Origin of the sequence: Sphingomonas qomolangmaensis, assembly GCF_024496245.1 — a bacterium.
Classification (GTDB): Bacteria; Pseudomonadota; Alphaproteobacteria; order Sphingomonadales; family Sphingomonadaceae; genus Sphingomonas; species Sphingomonas qomolangmaensis.
Genome location: NZ_CP101740.1, coordinates 3052280 through 3071935 on the forward strand (window position 1 = coordinate 3052280; position 19656 = coordinate 3071935).

At 60.1% G+C, this 19656-nt stretch carries 12 protein-coding genes; 5 read left to right on the forward strand and 7 right to left on the reverse strand.

The features are described from left to right. Positions 1-117 precede the first annotated feature (117 nt). From NMP03_RS14480 to NMP03_RS14490, 4 genes are all read left to right on the forward strand, one after another. A complete protein-coding gene (locus NMP03_RS14480) occupies positions 118-3519 on the forward strand; it encodes a class I SAM-dependent DNA methyltransferase (protein ID WP_256506181.1) in 3402 nt (1133 codons plus the stop codon). Positions 3520-3741: 222 nt separating this feature from the next. Further along, the gene (locus NMP03_RS14485) at positions 3742-4902 is read left to right on the forward strand and encodes a tyrosine-type recombinase/integrase (RefSeq protein ID WP_256506182.1); all 1161 of its coding nucleotides are present in this window, start codon (positions 3742-3744) and stop codon (positions 4900-4902) included. Between the two features lie 1294 nt (positions 4903-6196). Further along, positions 6197-7018, forward strand: a complete 822-nt coding sequence (locus NMP03_RS16225; protein WP_406697864.1) for a CAP domain-containing protein — start codon at positions 6197-6199, stop codon at positions 7016-7018. Between the two features lie 2 nt (positions 7019-7020). Continuing rightward, on the forward strand, positions 7021-8436 hold the full coding sequence (locus NMP03_RS14490) for a L,D-transpeptidase family protein (RefSeq protein WP_256506183.1): 1416 nt from the start codon (positions 7021-7023) through the stop codon (positions 8434-8436). A 22-nt stretch (positions 8437-8458) separates the two neighbouring features. Here the strand turns inward: NMP03_RS14490 and NMP03_RS14495 are convergent, their stop codons facing one another. The 4 genes from NMP03_RS14495 to NMP03_RS14510 all read right to left on the reverse strand — a co-directional run bounded on the left by NMP03_RS14495 (position 8459) and on the right by NMP03_RS14510 (position 13341). Then, on the reverse strand, positions 8459-9406 hold the full coding sequence (locus NMP03_RS14495; RefSeq protein WP_256506184.1) for a nucleotidyltransferase family protein: 948 nt from the start codon (positions 9404-9406) through the stop codon (positions 8459-8461). A gap of 77 nt (positions 9407-9483) precedes the next feature. Then, a complete protein-coding gene (locus NMP03_RS14500; RefSeq protein WP_256506185.1) occupies positions 9484-10536 on the reverse strand; it encodes a hypothetical protein in 1053 nt (350 codons plus the stop codon). 527 nt (positions 10537-11063) lie between these two features. Next, entirely contained in the window at positions 11064-12692 is a 1629-nt protein-coding gene (locus tag NMP03_RS14505; protein ID WP_256506187.1) for an alpha-D-glucose phosphate-specific phosphoglucomutase, read from the reverse strand. Between the two features lie 439 nt (positions 12693-13131). Then, positions 13132-13341: a helix-turn-helix transcriptional regulator gene (locus tag NMP03_RS14510; protein WP_256506188.1), complete on the reverse strand. Its 210-nt coding sequence runs from the start codon at positions 13339-13341 to the stop codon at positions 13132-13134. Between the two features lie 259 nt (positions 13342-13600). Between NMP03_RS14510 and NMP03_RS14515 the strand changes: the two genes are divergently transcribed. After that, positions 13601-14026, forward strand: coding sequence for a CopG family transcriptional regulator (locus tag NMP03_RS14515; RefSeq protein ID WP_256506189.1), 426 nt, complete (start codon positions 13601-13603; stop codon positions 14024-14026). A gap of 118 nt (positions 14027-14144) precedes the next feature. On the opposite strand, the gene NMP03_RS14520 is transcribed toward NMP03_RS14515, so the two are convergent. From NMP03_RS14520 to NMP03_RS14530, 3 genes are all read right to left on the reverse strand, one after another. Next, the gene (locus tag NMP03_RS14520) at positions 14145-15311 is read right to left on the reverse strand and encodes a nucleotide sugar dehydrogenase (protein ID WP_256506190.1); all 1167 of its coding nucleotides are present in this window, start codon (positions 15309-15311) and stop codon (positions 14145-14147) included. Positions 15312-15710: 399 nt separating this feature from the next. Further along, positions 15711-17756 carry an acyltransferase family protein gene (locus tag NMP03_RS14525; protein WP_256506191.1) on the reverse strand — a complete coding sequence of 682 codons (2046 nt, stop codon included), beginning with the start codon at positions 17754-17756 and terminating at the stop codon, positions 15711-15713. A 637-nt stretch (positions 17757-18393) separates the two neighbouring features. Then, positions 18394-19461: a polysaccharide pyruvyl transferase family protein gene (locus tag NMP03_RS14530; RefSeq protein ID WP_256506192.1), complete on the reverse strand. Its 1068-nt coding sequence runs from the start codon at positions 19459-19461 to the stop codon at positions 18394-18396. Positions 19462-19656: the final 195 nt, after the last annotated feature.

Genomic DNA, 19656 nt, shown 5'->3' on the forward strand with positions numbered 1-19656 from the left:
ATCTTATACTCAGACATGAGCGATGGCCTATAGCGTTTCGCGCCGCCACTGTACGCGGGCACGCGCCCCGATCCATTGCGCAAGCGCGCGCCATGCGCTTAGTGTCCCGCGGTGGACATGGGGCAACAGATCGAAGCGTTTATCGCGCGCTGGCGCGAGAATGAGGGCGGCGCCGAGCGCGCCAATTTCCCGTTGTTCCTGACCGAACTCACCGACCTGCTCGATCTGCCGCGCCCGCAGCCCGCCAACGCCACCCACGCCGCCAACGACTATGTCTTCGAGCGCGCGGTGACCTTCAAGGACGAGGCGGGCAAGCGCGGCCATGGCCGGATCGACCTGTACAAGCGCGGCTGCTTCGTGCTCGAGGCCAAGCAGAGCCGCGAGCGCGGCGGCGACAAGGAAGTGGCGCTGCCCGCCAGCCAGCAGGCGCTGCCCGGCATCGAAGCCACCGGCGCGCGCGGCCGGCGCAGCGCGCATCGCGGCTGGGACGTGCTGATGCGCAACGCGCGCGAACAGGCCGAACAATATGCCCGCGCGCTGCCCGCCGACCATGTCTGGCCGCCCTTCATCCTGGTGTGCGACGTCGGCCATGCGATCGAGGTGTTCGCCGATTTCTCGGGGCAGGGGCGCAATTACCGCCAGTTCCCCGACCGGGCGGGCTTCCGCATCTATCTCGACGACTTGGCCGACCCCGCGATCCAGGCGCGGTTGCGCAAGATCTGGACCGATCCGCACAGCCTGGACCCCGCCCGCCACGCCGCCGAAGTCACCCGCGACATCGCCAAGCGGCTCGCCAGCGTCAGCAAGCTGCTCGAGGATCGCGGCTACCAGCCCGAGCCCGTCGCGCATTTCCTGATGCGCGTGCTGTTCACGATGTTCGCCGAGGATAGCGGGCTGCTGGCAGAGGGCAGCTTCCTCGACGTGCTGTCCGATGCGCGCCAGGCGCCCGACAGCTTCGCGCCGATGCTCGAGGAGCTGTGGCGCACGATGGACAAGGGCGGGTTCTCCACCACGCTGCGCAAGGCGGTGCGCAAGTTCAACGGCGGGCTGTTCGCCGATGTCAGCGCGATCCCGCTGAGCAAGGAGGAAATCGGCGAGCTGTACGAAGCCGCCAAGCATGTCTGGACCGATGTCGAGCCCGCGATCTTCGGCACCTTGCTCGAACAGGCGCTCGACAAGGACGAGCGCAAGCGGCTGGGCGCGCACTACACCCCGCGCGCCTATGTCGAGCGGCTGGTCGAGGCGACGATCATCCAGCCGCTCAAGGCCGAATGGGAAGGCACGGTGCTCGGCGCCGTCGAGCTGGAGCGCGAGGCCAATCCGGCGCTGGCGATCCAGGCAGTGCATGATTTCCACGTCAAGCTGGCCAATACCCGCGTGCTCGATCCGGCGTGCGGCACCGGCAATTTCCTCTACGTCGCGCTCGAGCTGATGAAGCGGCTCAAAGGCGATGTGCTCGAAGTGCTGGCCGATCTGGGCGGGCAGGAAGCGCTGGCGATGGAAACCCAGACGGTGCATCCGCGCAACTTCCTGGGGCTCGAGCTGAACCCGCGCGCCGCGGCGATCGCCGAGCTGGTGCTGTGGCTGGGCTATCTGCAGTGGCAGCTGCGCAACAAGGCGGCGATCAGCGATCCGGTGCTCGAAAAGCTGTCGAACATCAGCGCGATCGACGCGGTGCTCAAGCACGACCTCGAACGCCCGCGCGCCGACGGCAGCGGCACCGAATTGCCCAATGCGCGCCGACCCGACTGGCCCGAGGTCGATTATATCGTCGGCAATCCGCCGTTTATCGGCGGCAAGGATGTGCGTTCGCGGCTGGGCGAGGCCTATGCCACCGCCTTGTGGGCGGCGAATCCCAAGATCAACAAATCGGCCGATTTCGTGATGTATTGGTGGGACCGCGCCGCCGAGATGCTGGTGCGCAAGGGCACGCGGCTCAAGCGCTTCGGCTTCGTCACCACCAATTCGATCACCCAGGAGTTCAGCCGCCGGGTGATCGCCAAGCGGATGGAGGGGCGGCCCCCGGTCAGCCTGGTGCTGGCGATCCCCGATCATCCTTGGACCAAGGCGACGAAGGATGCGGCGGCGGTGCGGATAGCGATGACGGTTGCGCAGGCGGGGACGCATGATGGGGTGCTGCTGGAGGTTGTGTCCGAGCGGGGGCTGGATAGTGACGCGCCTGAAATCGTGCTTGAACAGCACGGCGGAGAAATTCACGCCGATTTGACGGTCGGTGCCAATTTAACTTCCGCAAGACCGCTGCTGGCGAATGAGTGGCTATGCTCTCGAGGGATGTCGCTCCACGGCGCGGGCTTCATCGTCACGCCGCAAGAGGCTGAACTGTTGGGCCTCGGAATACGCGAGGGACTGGAGCGGCACATACGCCCCTATCGCAATGGGCGCGATCTAATGGCCCGCTCGCGAGGGGTCATGGTGATCGACTTGTTCGGGCTTGAAGAACGGGAGGTAAGGTCACGCTTCCCGGAGGTGTATCAACATCTGCTGACCGCGGTGAAGCCGGAGCGCGACGCCAACAACAGGGCTGCTTACCGCGACAATTGGTGGATTTTCGGGGAGCCACGCCGGGAGTTAAGGCCGGCGCTGGATGGGCTGCATTCTTTTATCGCCACCGTGGAAACTGCAAAGCACCGCGTTTTCCAATTCTTGGATACGGCAGTCCTTCCTGATAACATGCTCGTATGCTTGGCAAGCGAGAGCGCCTTCCACCTTGGTGTGCTGGCGTCTAAACTGAGTGTCGCTTGGTCTATCCAGGCGGGCGGCTGGCTCGGGATGGGCAACGACTCGCGCTATTCAAAATCCCGTGTCTTCGATCCCTACCCATTCCCCGACGCCACCCCCGAACAGCGCACGATCATCGGCGATCTCGCCGAGGAACTCGACGCGATGCGCAAGGAGGTGCTCGCCGAGCATGGCGACCTGACGCTGACCGGCCTGTACAATCTGCGCGAAAAGCTGGTGAAGGGCGAGGCGTTCGACAGCGCCGAGCAGGACCAGCGCCGCCGCGGCCGGGTGGATATCCTGCACGAACTCCATGCCCGGATCGACGATGCGGTGGCCGATGCCTATGGCTGGGGGCAGGAGTGGCGATTGGGCGACCTCTCCGACGAAGCGATCGTCGAGCGGCTGGTGGCGCTGAATGCGCTGCGCCATGCCGAGGAGAAACAGGGCATCGTCCGCTGGCTGCGCCCCGACTATCAGATCGCCAAGGCGGGCATCCCCCAGCTTGCCGCGCGCAAGGGCGCGCCCGAGCAGATCGAAGCGTTGCTGCCCGCGGCGAAGGACCGCAAGCCGCTGTTCCCGCGCGACGCGATCGGCCAGACCGCGACGGTGCTCGCCGATCTGCGCGGCGGCGCGCTGCTGACGGCGCAGGACATCGCGATCCGCTACAGCCAGGGCCGCAAGGTGGAAAAGCGGATCGCCGCGACGCTCGATGCGCTCGTCCGGCTGGGCCATGTCGCGCAGGACGACGCCGGCTACCACCTGCGCAAGGTCGCCTGACCCGCCGACGCTTGGTTGTCGCAGAGCCAGGTCCGACGATTTCGGTTAGTGGTGCACCCGACTGGATTCGAACCAGTGGCCTCTGCCTTCGGAGGGCAGGGGAAAGGGCACTTTTGAGGCGCGGCGAAACTGAGAAAACGGCGGAAATCCTTGACTTTTCGTCTTGGGCGGTCCAATGTTTTCCGTACTTTTTCCGTACGGAATGAGTGTGGGAGACCGGCAGTGGCTTTGGATCTCAGTAAAGTGAAGGTACGGGAAGCTCTTCCAAGCCAGCGGGAACCGCATTGGCAGCGGATCCGGCCAGGCTGCTTCCTCGGTTATCGACCATCCGCCCGAGAGGGTGTTGGGACGTGGATTGCGCGGGCCTACGACGAAGAACAGCGCGGTTATCTTTTGAAGGCCATCGGCGACTTTGGCACCCTCCCCGGACGGGATCGCTTTTGCGATGCGAAAAGGGAAGCGGAAGCTTTCGCCGCGCTTGTGGAAGCGGGCGGGTATGCCGAGGAAAAAATTGAAACCGTTGAGGAAGCCTGCCGGCAATATGTAGAGTCGCATCCTGACTCGCAGGGCCGGTTCACGCGCCATATCTACTCAGATCCGATTGCCAAGGTGAAACTGGCGAAGCTTCGCCGCCACCATTTAAAGGCATGGCGTCGACGTCTGGAGAATAAGCCTGCATTGGTCACACGGCGCAAGAAAGGTCCGCAGGTGACCCGCGATCGAGCGCCTTCGTCGATCAATCGCGACATGGCGATCCTTCGCGCGGCGCTAAACACGGTGCTTGCACCGGGCGCCCCCGATACAGAAGCGGCGTGGCAAGAGGCATTGAAGTCGATCCGGAATGCGGATCGGCAGCGAACCCTCTATTTGGACCGCGATCAGCGGCGCTTGCTTTTGGAGAACGTCGACGCTGAAATTGAACCGTTCGTACGAACGCTCTGCCTGCTCCCTTTGCGACCAGGCGCAGTGGCAGCGCTAACTGTCGGTGACTTCGATAAGCGGACATCGGAATTGAGTATCGGCAAGGACAAGAGTGGCAAGCCCCGCCGCATTCTCGTCCCCCCAGCTGCCGCGGAACTTCTTGCTGCGCAAACGCACGGGCGGCCTTTCGATAAACCTTTACTCGCTCGCGGCAACGGGAAGCTATGGGATAAGGAGACATGGAAGAGGCCGTTCGCGAAGGCGGTCGTCATTGCGAAGTTGCCGATAGGGACGACCGCATACACACTGCGCCACAGCACGATCACTGACCTCGTGAACGGGGGCCTGCCGTTGCTTTCAGTGGCCCAGATCAGCGATACGAGCGCCGAGATGATTGAGAGGCATTACAGCCATCTTAGTCGACATGCTGCAGCCGAGGCTCTAGCCGGGCTGGCATTGTAACGGCCGGCGTGAGCGCCATCCGTCTTGATCTCGGCGCGTAAGACTGCCCGCGATCGCCCGGCTTTATCTGGGCGGCGCCCGTGAGCAGAATGCCAGGTACGATTATGCTATCGTCGCGGAATTCGATTTCCGCTACGGCAGATAGAACGTGCACCAAGTGCTGGTGGATTGCTCGAAAATAGCGGCTGCAATCAGGCTGTGCTGGCGCAACTTCGCCATCGCGAGGCTGCCGCCGACCGAGAACATCAGCAACAGCTGTTCCGCCAGATACGGTATGGCAAATGCGCCACGCTGGAGTGGGGACCGATACAATCACTACCGACTGCTGATCGGACCTTGGAACGTCGGCGAAGGGACGTGGAGCTCGTGGAAAGCGTGTTTGACAAAAATGTAGCGGCTCAGAAAATGCCTGGACGCATTAGGGAGCGCGCGGATCAACGTAGCGGTTACGACCGTGCCCGACGACCTCTATCCGCCCATCCATACGACCACATCGCGCGTCCGGCGCATAGCGGTCAAAAGGTCCTACCCTGATATCGCCGAAAATTGCGGCCTTTGTCCAAGCGTGTTGAATTCGGAACATTCTGGCCTACTCAGCGCTTTCCTCCTATGTAACACGATCGACCATACGAACGACTCGATCACGATTCCAAGATTGCTTTCTAGGACGTAACCCAATGAGCATGAATGAACCGACCCATGGAGGGGCTGAGGAGGACCGGCGGCGGTTCCTAGTTTCTGCTGGGAAGTTTGCTGCCATCGTTCCGCCAACGATGACGCTGCTATTGTCGACAACGATGAGCACGCCCGCGCTGGCGCAGTCTGGCGGCTTGGTGAACCCGAATAACCCGCCTGCAGAACCTGGCAACGGGGGCCCTGGTGGCAACGGGGGCCCTGGCGGCAACGGGGGGCCTGGTGGAGGCGGAGGCTCTGGCGGTAACGGTGGATCTGGCGGTGGCGGAGGCTTCGTAGGCGGCGGTGGCGGCGGCGGTAACGGGTTCACAGGACCGGGCAATTCTGGTTCGGCGGTCAACGGCGGCACGCCGGTTGTGGCCAGCGGTGCAGGGCCAACATCCGGGACGGAAGGGGTTTTAGGAGCGCCTGCTAGTCCTTTCGAAACCTTACAACCTAGCGCCGGCGGTGGCTCGGCGGTTGGTGGCCAATCTTTGCCAGGGAAACTCAGCGATCAGATTTTGAGGGCGGGCGAGCGCGGTTGATCCGGCAGTTTATGCTTTAGATCTCGGAAACTATGGGCCTTAAAGGCGGAGCAACCTGCCCCATGTAACTTGTCAGGATGCTCCCCGGTAGCTCCTGTCAAAAGATATCGCGCCGGGGGTTTCTGGCTGGCTCGTTAGCATTAGCGAGCGCCCCCCTGGCGGGGGCTGTCCCGATCAGTACACCCCCCTGGCTAGCATATGGAGACCGTCTCTTGTCGCGGCTCGCGGACGCTGGTGGAGGCGATTTCGATTGTGACTTCGCTCAGGCGTTGCTCGACGAAGCGAACCGGTTCCGCAGTGTGCAGGGGCTCCCCATACTCGTGTGGGACGGAGGGCTCGCGGTTACGGCGGAGGCGCATGCTGCCGACATGTGCGCGCGCGGTTATTTTCAGCATATAAGTCCCGAGGGTTTCTCTCATGGTGACCGAGTATCCTTGCTGGCTCGAGACTTTTGCGGACAAACAGCCGAGAACCTTGCTTGGAGGTTTCATCAGACGCAGTCTACAAAGCCGAGCAAAATCCAGGCTATGTGGGAAGCAAGTCCTGCCCACCGGGAAAATCTGCTTAACTCCAGCTTCCGGAGCGTCGGCTTTGGGGTCGTGCGAATAGCGGGGAAAATATATGTAGCTGGCGTGTACGGCAATGTTGCCGTGCGCCTAGGCCAGGCGCTTCCTTTCAGATTGCGCCTGATGGCAGATATCGAAGGGGCGATTGCCACGTCTACGCCGTATATCGATAGCCTTTCGCTTTCGACTCCGAGGGTCCGGACCACCTCAATGACACGGCCGGGGCAAGCGTTGCCCACCCTTAGCCCCGGCGTCTGGCAATTTCGTCCGCTGCGTATGTCGGGCGATAACAGGTATCATATTATCCCAGGTCCGCTATTTCAGTTTGGCTGAACGTGCCTGAAGCGATCCCGCTTGTTGCCGGGAAACGAGTGGATAAATTGATGCTTAGTTCGCGCCGGTCGCGCCGACAGACCACACGTATCATGCTGGCTGCCCTTTGCGCCGCAGGTGTGCTCCTGGCATTGAGCGTCGCCTTACTTTTTTCCTCGGATATGGCGAAGAGTCGGCTTTGGCCCGACAGGATTGCCCTTCGTTCCGCCTTGGCGGATCGAAACGTCTCATACATGCGGCCCGCTTACGCGTCCCGTCATTTTAAACCGATCTGGCTAAAAGGGGCAGCGGCCCCGACGGCAATTGACTTTATCGACCGTTTGGAAGCCAGTGGAACCGACGGATTATCGCCAGCTAAATATGCTGCTCCGATTTTGCGTTATCGTGTGGCCAATTTACCCAAGGCGTCTCGCGCGGAGCGGATCAAGACCGAACTGCTTCTTTCCATGACTTACGCCGTTTTCATAAGCGATCTCCACACGCCTGCCGAGGCCGCTGACGTGTTATACACCGACCCTGCATTTCAGCCTCCCTTCCGAGAGCAGACGGCGATCCTCGCCCATCTTGCTTCGACCAATTCGCCAACCGCTGCGCTCGCGCTATCTGGCCGCATGAATGGCTTCTATTTGCAGATGCGTGATGCTTTGTCGCGGCATCGCCGAGCAATCGCGCCTGATCAAGCTACAGAGAATGTCCTGCTTCAGAACCTTGATCGATTGAGGGCGCTGCCGAGCAATCTTGGGGAAAGATTTGTGCTCGTTAACGTCGCTGCCAATAGACTCTGGCTCTACGAGGACCGGAATGTCGTCGATACGATGAAGGTCGTTGTGGGGACGGCTGACGAACAAACACCTCAGATGGCTGCCTTAATTCGCCACGCGATATTTAATCCGTTCTGGAACGTGCCACCGGATATTACACGCGACACCTTCGCGCCCCGTTTGGCCGCCAATCCGGCAGTCCTCTCCGACTTGCGTATGGACCCATGGTCCGATTTCACTCCGGGGGCAATCAAGCTAGATCCGCAGGAGATGGATTGGCAGGCGATTGCGGCTGGTCAGATGATAGGATGGCTAAGGCAGCGGCCAGGCGGCAACAATGCGATGGGCGCGGTCAAATTCATGTTTCCAAATCGGTTGGGCATCTATCTGCACGACACACCTGAGCGAGCGTATTTTGATAGCGATGAGCGATTTTTCAGTGCTGGTTGCGTGCGCGTTGAGGATGCCCAGCGTCTCACTCAATGGCTTTACCGCGGCAGGCAACATGGGCTGCAACGCGACTTGCCTGAGCAACGTATAGACCTTCCTTCCCCGGTACCGGTCTACCTCGTCTATCTCACAGCTACACCGGATAAAGGGCGGATTAGGCTAAGCCGCGACATATACGGGAGAGACCGAGCGCCGATCGCCGCTTAGCCAGCGCAAAGCGAAAAGCGGCTCAGATCTTGTTAGGGTGAGAGCGGATTTTCGAGAGGCGCTTAATTCTCATCACACTGGCATGTCCTGCTTTTACCAAATTAATGTTCGACGCTTCAAGTGCCACCCCGACAACGAGCAGAGGGAAGTAAAACCGAGGGTAAATATATTGCGCATAGTGCCGCCAGAAATGCAGTCGGGGTAAGGCTCTACGACAGATCGCGTCGGGTATATGAGCACCAGCGATTCTATTTGCAGCGATAAGTTGGCTGTACACCTTATTTCGTAGCAAACGATTATCCAAAAGCCCGTCGACGACAGCCCAGTCGACACCCTCCGGTGCTCTAGTCAAGTCAGCTATATCACATAGGTGGCGCACATCGAAGCCCCCGGACCAAAAACCGTCATCATGAACCATGTCATGCAAACATGTTAAGTAGATCTGTAGGGCAGCTGTAGGAACGCGGGTCGAGCCCGCCCAAGGAGCCTGCAGCGTGTTGGCGGAGTTTGCTAGCAATCCGGCCGTAGCCAAGCCTCCGGGCGGGTAGCGATGCAGATCCAGAAGCCCTACGCCTCCTTCCCGCCAAAGCTCAGCGACAATGTGCGGCGCGCCCGGGGGATGGCTGCGGTAGATGTGGAACCCATTCGTGTGCAGAACCTCCAGCGCCGCTTCGGCTTCCGAGGGATCGATCATAAGATCGACGTCACTCATCATTCGAGGGAAGCCTTTTGACGCTGGATTGCAGGTTGCCCATACTGCCATCCCTTTCAGGAGCACTGGCTCCATACCCGCGGTCTGCAGCGCGGTGACGGCGTCGAGCGCCATGGCACGAAGATTCTCGTTCCGATCGTTGTTCCGGTCATTAATGAAAGCGATGAACGCGGCGGCGTCGTCAGGTATGGTGATCGTGGTGTCTGCCAGCGCCCCTAACAGACGTGGCGTGACGAGCGCGATGTTCGCTGCTTCCAACAATTGCGGCCAATCGGGGTCACCTAAAAAAGTGCCCCGAAGTGCAGAGGATAAAGCAGATAAGGCCCCGGCTCGGTTCAGGCGACGAACTCTTCGACCAAACGGCGGTTGTCGCGCCAAGGGCCGGAGAACAATCGTCCAACCCGCGCCGACCCGATACATCCGACAAGCGCTTTCAGGGTGGGCGCCGTGATCGCGCCGGCGGGGGAATATGCAGAACTGAGAATCGCCGTCAGCACCTCCACACGCGCAACTGCCTCAATCCGCGGCTCCGTATCGTCGCTCGGCGTAAGCAACAGGACGGATCCCAGGCTTCTGAAGTTGGGTTTCGTCTGCCGCCCCAGGACATAGCGAACCTGCTGACCGTCATTTCTGAGGTATGCCGATGAGGTTGCCAGTTTGTGGTCCATTTGCTCGGCAAGGTCCCAGGAACCCTCCTTTAATGCTGGTGCGAACGGCGCACCAGCTACCTCCCCCGCATCGCCGATCCAAACGATGTCGTCCGAGTGATAGTCGAAACCAGCTAACATGAGCGATACACTAAGCGTCGTTTTTCCGGAGCCTGGCTCTCCACAAACAAGCAAACCTTCCCCTTGACGGGATAGGAGCGCTGCATGAACCAAAAAGCCCGACCTTGGGGTGGCGAGGATGCTCTCGGTAAGCAGAGCCTTTACCTCGGGAATCCATTCATGGGGCCAGCGCGCGAGACACCTCCCCCGATCATCAGAGACAAAAACTAAGCCTTTGATCTCTTCAACTTGAATATAATGCTTGGGGGGACTTTGAGAAAAAAATGACTCAAAAACCCTAGCAAACATCGGCAAATCCAAAGTACCGAGAAGTCGGACTTCGACACTGAACTCCGCCCATTCGAGCTTAAACGCCTGATCGCACGGAAACTGGATGGGCGTTAAGGCAGGCATTAACAGGCCACATCTTAGCCATCCGAGCGCCGCTGACCTCACATATGTCAGGATTGTCGTGTAATCGGCTGGATCCTTGGCCAACAGGCTGGCTGCACGGACGAGCGTTCCTTCGCAGGAAATCGAATCCCAGATGGCTGAGGCAGACTCGTTCAGCGCATGAAGCTGCTGCGACATTTCGTCGAACAGCAGGATTTCGCCGTCCACTGACAATCGGATCGCCGACGGTGCTGGCCGAAGAAACGCGTGATCCCAGAAGGGACTTCCAAACTCTGTCATCAAAAAAACACCACGAGCGGGTCTACACCGATAGGCACCCTCGTTCCACCCCAGCACACCCCACGCCGCGCCAGGTCGTTCAGGTTATCCCACCCTGTGCTTCAGAGATGATCGAAACTGCTGCTCAAAGGCTTAAAAACGGCGCCGCCGGGTCATTCCGGTCGACAGCCTAATTCGCTGTCCCGATCTCGCCTGAGAGGCTCGCTGCACGCCCGGACGTGGTCCTTTGCTACGCCGAAAGCTGGCCGAAAAAACGGTGGCTTTTGGCCGACGGGCTGCCAAAATCTGCCATCCCGCGACCGGCCCATTTCTTACCTACAGCCATAACATGCCGCACTGTCCGGCCTTGGGAAGCGCTGCGGTCATTAGGAACGGCCCAGATTGGGTCGAGCTAAGCATATTGTCGAACTTCAAACATCGACTTGCTTAGCGATCCTTGAAGGGCGTCAACCCGTTCAGGTGATGACCGTAGGGGCAGTGCGGCCGGTATGGCGGGTAATGCCGGCGAGCGCATCTGCAGCGGCAACGAGGTCGGCCAGCGCCGCGGCAGTTTCTGCATCCAGAATGCCGTCCGTACCCTCATAGCGTTCGAGATAGACCCGTAAGGTCGCGCCGCTAGTGCCGGTGCCTGACAGACGAAATACGATCCGTGCACCGCCTTCAAATAGCAGTCTGAGCCCCTGGGCGCGGCTCAGCGAGCCGTCAACCGGGTCTAGATATTCGAACTCGTCCGCCGGGGCGACGGTGAGGCTGGCGGTCGTGCGGCCGGGAAGAGCGGGTAGGGCAACACGCAGCTCGTTCATCAGTCGCTCTGCGGCGATGCTTTCGAGCCCCTCGTAATCATGTCGCGCATAATAATTGCGGCCGAACCGCTTCCAGTGACCAGCCATGATGGCGGCCACGCTCTCGCGTCGCACCGCTAAAATGTTGAGCCAAAGCAGCACTGCCCAAAGCCCGTCCTTCTCGCGGACATGGTCCGATCCGGTGCCAGCGCTTTCCTCGCCACAAATCGTCGCCATGCCGGCATCCAGCAGGTTGCCGAAGAACTTCCAGCCGGTCGGCGTCTCATGCAGCGGCAGGCCGAGTGCATGCGCCACCCGATCGGCGGCGCCGCTGGTTGGCATGGAGCGAGCGATGCCCGTTATACCACTCGCATAGCCTGGGGCGAGATGAGCGTTGGCGGCGAGTGCCGCCAGTGAGTCCGACGGGGTCACAAAGATATTCCGGCCAAGGATTAGATTGCGGTCGCCATCTCCATCGGAAGCGGCGCCGAAATCGGGCGCATTGGGGCCGAACATCTGATCGAACAGCTCGTGTGCATGCACCATGTTAGGATCGGGATGATGGCCGCCGAAGTCGGGCAGCGGCGTGCCGTTCACGACCGTGCCGGCCGGCGCGCCGAGCCGACGTTCCAGGATTTCGTGCGCATAGGGGCCGGTGACGGCGTGCATCGCATCGAAACTGAGGCGGAAGCCGCCGGCAATCAGCTCGCGGATCGCGCCGAAATCAAATAGCTGTTCCATCAGCTCGGCATAATCGGTCACCGGATCGATCACCGCGACGGTCATTCCCGATACCTGTGTTTCGCCGAGCCGGTCGAGATTGATGTCGGGCGCGTCTACGGTCATGTAACGGTCAATCACCGTCGATCGGGCGTAGATGGCATCGGTGATTTTTTCCGGCGCCGGGCCCCCGTTCCCGATATTGTACTTGATGCCGAAGTCTTCGTCCGGGCCGCCGGGATTGTGGCTGGCCGAGAGGATAAGCCCGCCAAACGCGCCGTATTTCCTGATGACGTTGCTTGCCGCGGGCGTCGAGAGGATGCCGCCAAGGCCCACAAGCACTCGGCCGAAGCCATTCGCGGCCGCCATCCGGATCGCCGTCTGGATTACCTCCCGGTTGAGGAACCGGCCGTCTCCACCCAGCACCAGGGTCTGCCCGTCAAAATTATCGAGCACGTCGAACACCGACTGCACGAAATTCTCCGCATAATGCGGCTGTTGGAACACCCGTACCTTCTTGCGCAGGCCCGAGGTGCCGGGTTTCTGGTCGAGAAACGGGGCGGTGGGGATCGTCAGGGTCATCAGGCTACCTTGCCAGACTGAGATGCTAGGTAAAGTGTTGACGAAAGTGCAGCGAACAGTTCGACCACCTCGAACTTACGCTGATCCGGCTCAGCAGAGAGATAAATGAACGGCAGAAGCAAGGAAGCCGGCGAGGCCCGGGCCGCGCCGGGTTTGCCGGAGGCTCACAATCCTCAGAAGGTGGCCTGTATGACCAAAGGTGGCGAACAAGTTTGCGTGTAAAGCCCGCGAGCGCGTGGCGCGGATGGTGTTCGCCGGCGAACGGATCAACACTCTCGGTGGGCGGCGGTGGTGTCGACCGCGCAGAAGTCGGCTGCGTTTTGCAGACGCTGCGGCCAGCGGTCATCGTGGGCAGTCTTCAAGTGTCTTTCGCGGTTTGGCATGGCGGTTGTCGCATTGGGGGCCGAACCGCCGAATATCATTTGGCGGTTCGCGGGGATCAGGCCGCAGGATCGTCCTGACGATAGATTTTCGGATTGGTTAGCCAGGCCGTGATCGCGGACTCGCGCCAGCCAACACATCGTTCGCTGATAGACACCTGTTCGGGAAATGTGCGGGCCTGGAGCCGTCGGTACAGTGTGGATCGGCTGAGACCCGTGCGGTCGAGCACGGTCTTGATCCTGAGAATTCGATCCGGTTCGTTGGTCATGATGCCTCACTCCGTTGCCTTTGGTTTCGGGAGGTTTGAGCAAGGCGTCCCAACGTCCGACGGGCAATAGGGCGAAACGCAAAGCAAGCGCTATCCAGCGCTAGAAAGCCAAACAGATCGCATAAGCCTGCACATCGGGCGTCTCCGCGCGCGCGGAGATGTGCTCTATTCGGCTTACATTCCGCCGGGTCGCGTTGTCTGTGTCACGTCGGCTGATGCCGTGGCGATCGCTGACATTTGGTCGGGCGGTGCCCGACATATGAACGGCCGCGCTCCGCACGGTCGGCGTGGCGCTACCGCCGACGACCTGTCGGCGAAGCTTGATGACCTCGCGAACAAGCCCGGCAATTCCAAGACTGCCATCCTCACAGAAGCGCTTAGGGCCTGGTTTGACCGCAAGGCGATCAACGAACTCGACGAGCGGTTCGCGCCGCGAATGGATCGCCAGCAGCGCATTCTCCAGCGGGTCGAGAACACGCTCAACATCACATCGGAAGCGCTCGACTTGTTCATCCAGCATCAAATGACAATCATGGCGCATCAGCCCGCATTCGATACCGAAACTGCGCAGCTCGGCCGCCAGCGCTACCAGGCTTTCATGGACCAGGTGGCTCGTCGCCTTGCGGCGAACCAGGGCAAGGCGCGACTGACCATTGCGACGAATGAAGGGAAGAGAGCATCGTGAGCGCCCTAGGGACGAAACCACGCGCGTTGATCGACAGTGCCCGGTAACTTCTTCCGCGGATGAGAAGGGTAGCCTCTCGAAGAACTGCACCTTCGTCCTCTCTGCTAGCCCCTCTTGCTTAGTCCGACCCGAAAATGTCACGGGTAAACAGCTTGTTGCCGATATCGGCCAGTTCGGGAGCGGCGCGGTTGGCGATAATGATGTCACATTCCGCTTTGAACGCCTCCAGATCGTTCACCACCCGCGAACCAAAGAAGCTGTCGTCTGGAAGGGCGGGTTCGTACACCAGCACTTCGATCCCCTTGGCCTTGAGCCGCTTCATGATGCCTTGAATCGAGGATTGGCGGAAATTGTCCGATCCAGCCTTCATGGTCAGGCGGTACACGCCAACGCGCTCGGGACTTCGGGCGATTATGCGGTCCGCGAGAAAATCCTTGCGTGTGCGGTTAGCGTCCACGATCGCGCGGATGAGGTTTTGCGGAACATCCGAGTAATTAGCGAGGAGCTGTTTGGTATCTTTGGGTAAGCAATAACCACCATAGCCGAAGCTTGGGTTGTTGTAATGGGATCCGACGCGCGGATCTAGACTGACGCCCTCTATGATCAGACGCGTATCCATGCCGCCGCCCATTGCATAGCTGTCGAGTTCATTGAAGAACGCCACGCGCATCGCGAGATAGGTGTTGGCAAACAGCTTAATAGCCTCCGCTTCGCGAGCATCGGTGAAGAGCACTGGAATATCAGCCTTCTCCGCACCCTGTACCAGTAAGTCGGCGAAGACGCGCGCCCTAGCCGAACGTTCGCCCACGATAATCCGCGTGGGGTGGAGATTGTCGAAGAGGGCTCGGCCTTCGCGCAGAAATTCAGGGCTGAAGATCACCTGAGGCGCATTTAGACGCACGCGTACATCGTCGATGAAGCCAACTGGGATCGTCGATTTCACAACGATGATTGCCTGTGGCGCGAGCGCGGCCACCTGCTTGATCACCGTTTCGACCGAGTCGGTATTAAACTTGTTGGTTTCTACGTCATAGTTGGTTGGCGTCGCAACAATGACATATTCGGCTCCTTCGAGCGCCGCGGCGGCATCGGTCGTTGCGGTCAGCCGTAGTTCGCGTTCGGCCAAGAACGTCTCCAGCTCGACATCGACGATGGGCGACGTGCGCGCAGCGACCATCGCCACCCGTTCGCTCGAGATGTCTACCGCGACGACATCATTGTGCTGCGCTAACAGCACAGCATTCGACATGCCGACATAGCCAAGGCCAAAAACTGTGATTTTCATTGCGTAGTACCCCTGCTGCCCCGGTAACGTCTTCGCGTTCTCGCAACTACCGGTACGGGGTAACGAACCACAAGGCCTTTATGGACAGGACATATCTCGATCCGGCGCACTCGCCTCCAGCACGGCGGTGCCCACCGCAGCCTTGCGTTCGTTCGCCCCCTCGAGCGCAATCATGTTGCCGTGCGCCCTAGGCCAGATGCGCAAAGCGTCATCGACCAACTGCTGAATGGTTCGCCGGTTATAACAAGGTGCACCCGCGTCGGGCATTACGCTATTTATCCCCACGAGATTTCATCGCACAGAGTGGCCCTGTCAGCTCCTTAGGGACATGAGCAGTCGACCAACTCAATTTGCCCTGCTGCGCTCCTTTCGTTGAAGGCGGCATCAGCCGAAGCCGTCTTAAGTTCCAGATGACTGTTGTGCGTTCGAAACCTGCGTAAGAGGCTTGCTGTAAGGTAGTACCTGGACGCTACGGGACGCAGGCAGCAGCCGATCGAGCGCCTTACCCAGTGCTTTGTGAAAGGTGAGGGTGTAAGTGGTCGTTAGGTGGTGGCGGTCTCGGTAGCGGAGGATGCCGTCGTGCACGACGGGGCACATCTCGCCCGGGCAATATGCCTCGGAAAAGTCTAGCAGCGTCACATTGTCTGCGTCCGGCCCAAGCTCCAGTCGATCGTCGGCGTAGACGAAACGACGAGGCAGGCCGCATTCGCCCGCATCATTGGGGTGCAGTTCAGCGCATTGGACGGCATCGCGTTGCATCCACGGATTGTCGCGCAGCGCGAGCACAGGGATGTTATGCTGGTCCAGCGCACGCCATGCGGCACGATAGCTCGACGGCACGGTTTCGCGACCATCAACTGGCCTGGTCGCGATGGTGAACACAAGATGTGGCTTCAATTCAGTGATCCGCCGGACCGCCGCCTCGTTCCATTTTTCACAGCTGGCATCACGATTCGCGCCGATCGGCCGTCCCAAACCGAAATAACAGGCGCTTTTCGTCAAGTTGACAACCTTAAGGGCCCGCGACGGCGCTAGCGCCTGCAGCACCGGCAGCCATTGCGCGGAGTGCGATCCGCCTACCAGCACCACCACCGTGGCCCGGCCGTGCTTCACGCCGTACATGCATTCGATCAGCACCGCGGATCGTTCATCTTGGTGGCAACCATCGGCGTAGACGGGCGAGATGTCACGTCGTGCGACGATGGCGTCCGGGAACATCTGGTCCGAGGCCGGAAAGAGTTTGCCTTCACGATGGGCAAGCACCCTCGCCCAGGCCTGACGCTCCTTGGTCCGGTTCAGCAGTTTTGCACCTGCGATCGCCCCGGCTGCGGGCAGCATCACCAACCCGCACGCGACCAGCGTCAGCGCCGGTCGGCCGGTCAGGTGCGCATGGCGCCGGAACGGCGTTTCGGCGAAGCGGGTCGAGGCATAAGCTAGCAAGGCGGCAAACAGCAGGATCGCAACGCCAGCCGCCAGACCGACATCCTGCCGGTCGAGCAACAAACGCGCGCAGACGAGCAGCGGCCAGTGCCACAGGTAGAAGCTGAAGGAGTAATCCCCTGCCCGGACCAGCGGCGTCCAGGTCAGCACCGGCACTCGGCCCCCGTTCTGAGCCGCCACGATCACGGAAACGGCGGCGAGGACAGGCACGGCGGCAAGTACGCCCGGAAATTGCGATGACACGTCGATCACCGCCGCGAACCCGAGCAGCACGACGAGTGCTGCTAGGCCTAGCACACGGGCCGCACCCGGAGAGAGTCGGATGCGGTGGATCGTGAGCGCAAGCAGCGCGCCTGCCGCGAACTCCCATGCGCGAGCGAACGTGTCGAAATAGGCGCGCGGTTGAAACCGAGCGGTTTCGAAAATGCTCCACAGTAGCGACGCTACTAACAGCACAGCAAAGGCGAACAGCAGCGCCGTTCGCGGCTGAACGCCCGTTCGGCGGGCTAGGTGCATCACCGCCCAAATAAGTAGCGGAAAGATGAAGTAAAATTGCACTTGCAACGATAGCGCCCACATCTGCTGGAACGCAGACGAGCTCAAGTCGCGCGACAGATAGTCGGTTCCTTCGTTCGCAAGGTTCCAGTTCTCCAGAAATAGAATGGATGCCAGCGCATGACCGAATTCTGATCGCCAGCTCGATTCGGGCGCAATCGCCAGCACGGCCAGAACCGTCGTCAAGACAACCAGCGCAGTCCCCGGCAGGACCCGTCGCGCTGTCAACAGCCAATAGTCACGAACGGCCGTGACACGCAGCGCGGACCATTTGACGAACGAGCGGGTCATGAAGAAAGCGGCGACTACAAAAAACACGTCGACGCCGCCGGACACCCGGCCAAGCCATACATGGTAGAACGCGACCAACAGCGCCGCCACAGTCCTAAGTCCTTGGATCTCGCCGAGATATTCCGGGCGCGTGTCGGCACCCGTTGTTTGTGCCAGCATGCTACCCCCGATGTGCCGCCCTTTAACGTCCACGATACACCACCCTCGACCCCAAGCACCATAGCTATGGTTGGGCGGCAACATCATGCCTGCCGCGTTGCCAAACCACACGGCTTGGACCCGAATGCAGCCTTGGCCCACTCGCTAGAGCCCTTCGCACCAGTGCTATTTCGGCTTTCGGAGCTGTCGGTCAATATTATGCAGCCGCGGACAACATGTATATGGCAGTGTGCCTCACAATCCGATGCCTCCGGCAGATCAGGCGCGGTTCGCCCACTCCGCAACGGTCAGATCGCTGCCGTAGCGCAGGGCTGTGCGGCTATTTAGCGCGCGGGCGGTCGGTTCCAAATGATGCCTTCCAGGTCTGGTCATCTGGTCCCGCATCCGCTCGGAATCACATCCAAGCTCGACCGTTCACCGTTACGCCGCCGTTCTGGCACGGCCTCATAGGGTTCACGTGAGCGCGCCTGGATCATGATCAATGAGGCCCGCGGAAATAAAATGGCGGGAAGACGCCGACGGTCAACATGTGGCGATGCCAAAAGGGAAATGATAGGAGCCTTTATGAAGGGATGATTTATCGCCGTGGGAGCGGGATCTTCAACCGCCTTCTTCCCGATCCACTTGGTCGACTGGGTCAGTCAAAGTTAGAGCGAGCAAGTCCCATGACGCGCGGCAGCTCACGGTGGATGATGACTCTGAGTTCCTCTCGCCGCCCGAGCGCCTCGAGTATCTGGTCTTGGATCTCGTCTGGTCGCTCCGCGAAGTTCTTAGGGTCGTACAAAACACTTTCTTCAGTCAACCCTATCAGTTGATAGAGACCTTCGAACTTGCCTTGATAGACGAAACTGATCGCCGGTGTTCCTGCGCTCATAGCGAGAATCGCGGCGTGCATACGTCCAGTCACAATGGCTTCCAATTTGGAGAGAACCTGCCTGACAAAGGAAGGTTCATGTGCGTTCAGGAGATGGACATGTTTTGCGCTGTCGGGATCCAAGCGTAGTTGCAGCTCGGACAGCAGTGTTTCGTCGCTCCGCTGCCCGCGGTTATCATGTGGCACCAGAAGAACGCTGTAGCCTTCACCAAGAAGGCGTCTCAGGAAGTTGTCATGGGCGCTCGTGTAACCGACAACAGTCCGATCGATGTTAGCGTTGATGTTGAGTCCGATCATGGGACGTTTCGCGGCCGCTTGGGCCTCGAGGAAATTACGCGTATCGTCAGGAATGGCGTCGTCACCCGCAGGCATGGTAAGGAAAGCAAGGTCCGCCGTTTGTCTGACTACACGGCCGGCAGCGGCCTGAAGTCTTTCTCTTGAAACCGGGTCGCGCGCATTGATGCATACATTGGATGCTAGGTGACGAAGGGTCCTAATTGCCTCGGCATGCGGCTTCGTCGAGAAGCTGCTTCCCAAAATTCGGGCGTCACCGCCGATGCGGGCGTGCTCGTCGAGCAACACCATTCGGCGGGTTATGGAGCCAGGGTTATAAGTACCGTCTATGCAATCCGCGCCGACTAACATTGTGTGGGAGAAAGCCGACGCTTCCAGAATCCCGTGCGCCAGCACGCTCCGTCGTCCGTCAAAAAACCATTTGTTCAGATCGTGATAGGAGTCAAATGGCGGAAGGGCGTCCCATCCAGCTGGGAGAGCTACAGAAACGCGACTGAAGCCAGCAGTTTTCAGCTCATTATAGGCCACCGTCAGCATAGCCGCGTCCCCCACGCTGCCAGCTTGCGTCGGCGGAATAATTAAAACAGCTCGTTTATCATTGCTTCGGTAAGCTAGTCGCCGAGCACCTTCTCGTCGCGCTCGAGTAAGCAACACACTTACACCAAAACTTCTGAGCATACTGATCATTCCCCATCGTCCTTGTCGCCACGCATGGCCAATCTGACCGCAACG

Coding starts and splice junctions, on each gene's coding strand:
- NMP03_RS14515 (WP_256506189.1), top strand. CDS start 13,601: ATGAACGGCCGCGCTCCGCACGGTCGGCGTGGCGCTACCGCCGACGAC.
- NMP03_RS14530 (WP_256506192.1), bottom strand. CDS start 19,461: ATGCTGACGGTGGCCTATAATGAGCTGAAAACTGCTGGCTTCAGTCGC.
- NMP03_RS14525 (WP_256506191.1), bottom strand. CDS start 17,756: ATGCTGGCACAAACAACGGGTGCCGACACGCGCCCGGAATATCTCGGC.
- NMP03_RS14520 (WP_256506190.1), bottom strand. CDS start 15,311: ATGAAAATCACAGTTTTTGGCCTTGGCTATGTCGGCATGTCGAATGCT.
- NMP03_RS14510 (WP_256506188.1), bottom strand. CDS start 13,341: ATGACCAACGAACCGGATCGAATTCTCAGGATCAAGACCGTGCTCGAC.
- NMP03_RS14505 (WP_256506187.1), bottom strand. CDS start 12,692: ATGACCCTGACGATCCCCACCGCCCCGTTTCTCGACCAGAAACCCGGC.
- NMP03_RS14480 (WP_256506181.1), top strand. CDS start 118: ATGGGGCAACAGATCGAAGCGTTTATCGCGCGCTGGCGCGAGAATGAG.
- NMP03_RS16225 (WP_406697864.1), top strand. CDS start 6,197: ATGCTCCCCGGTAGCTCCTGTCAAAAGATATCGCGCCGGGGGTTTCTG.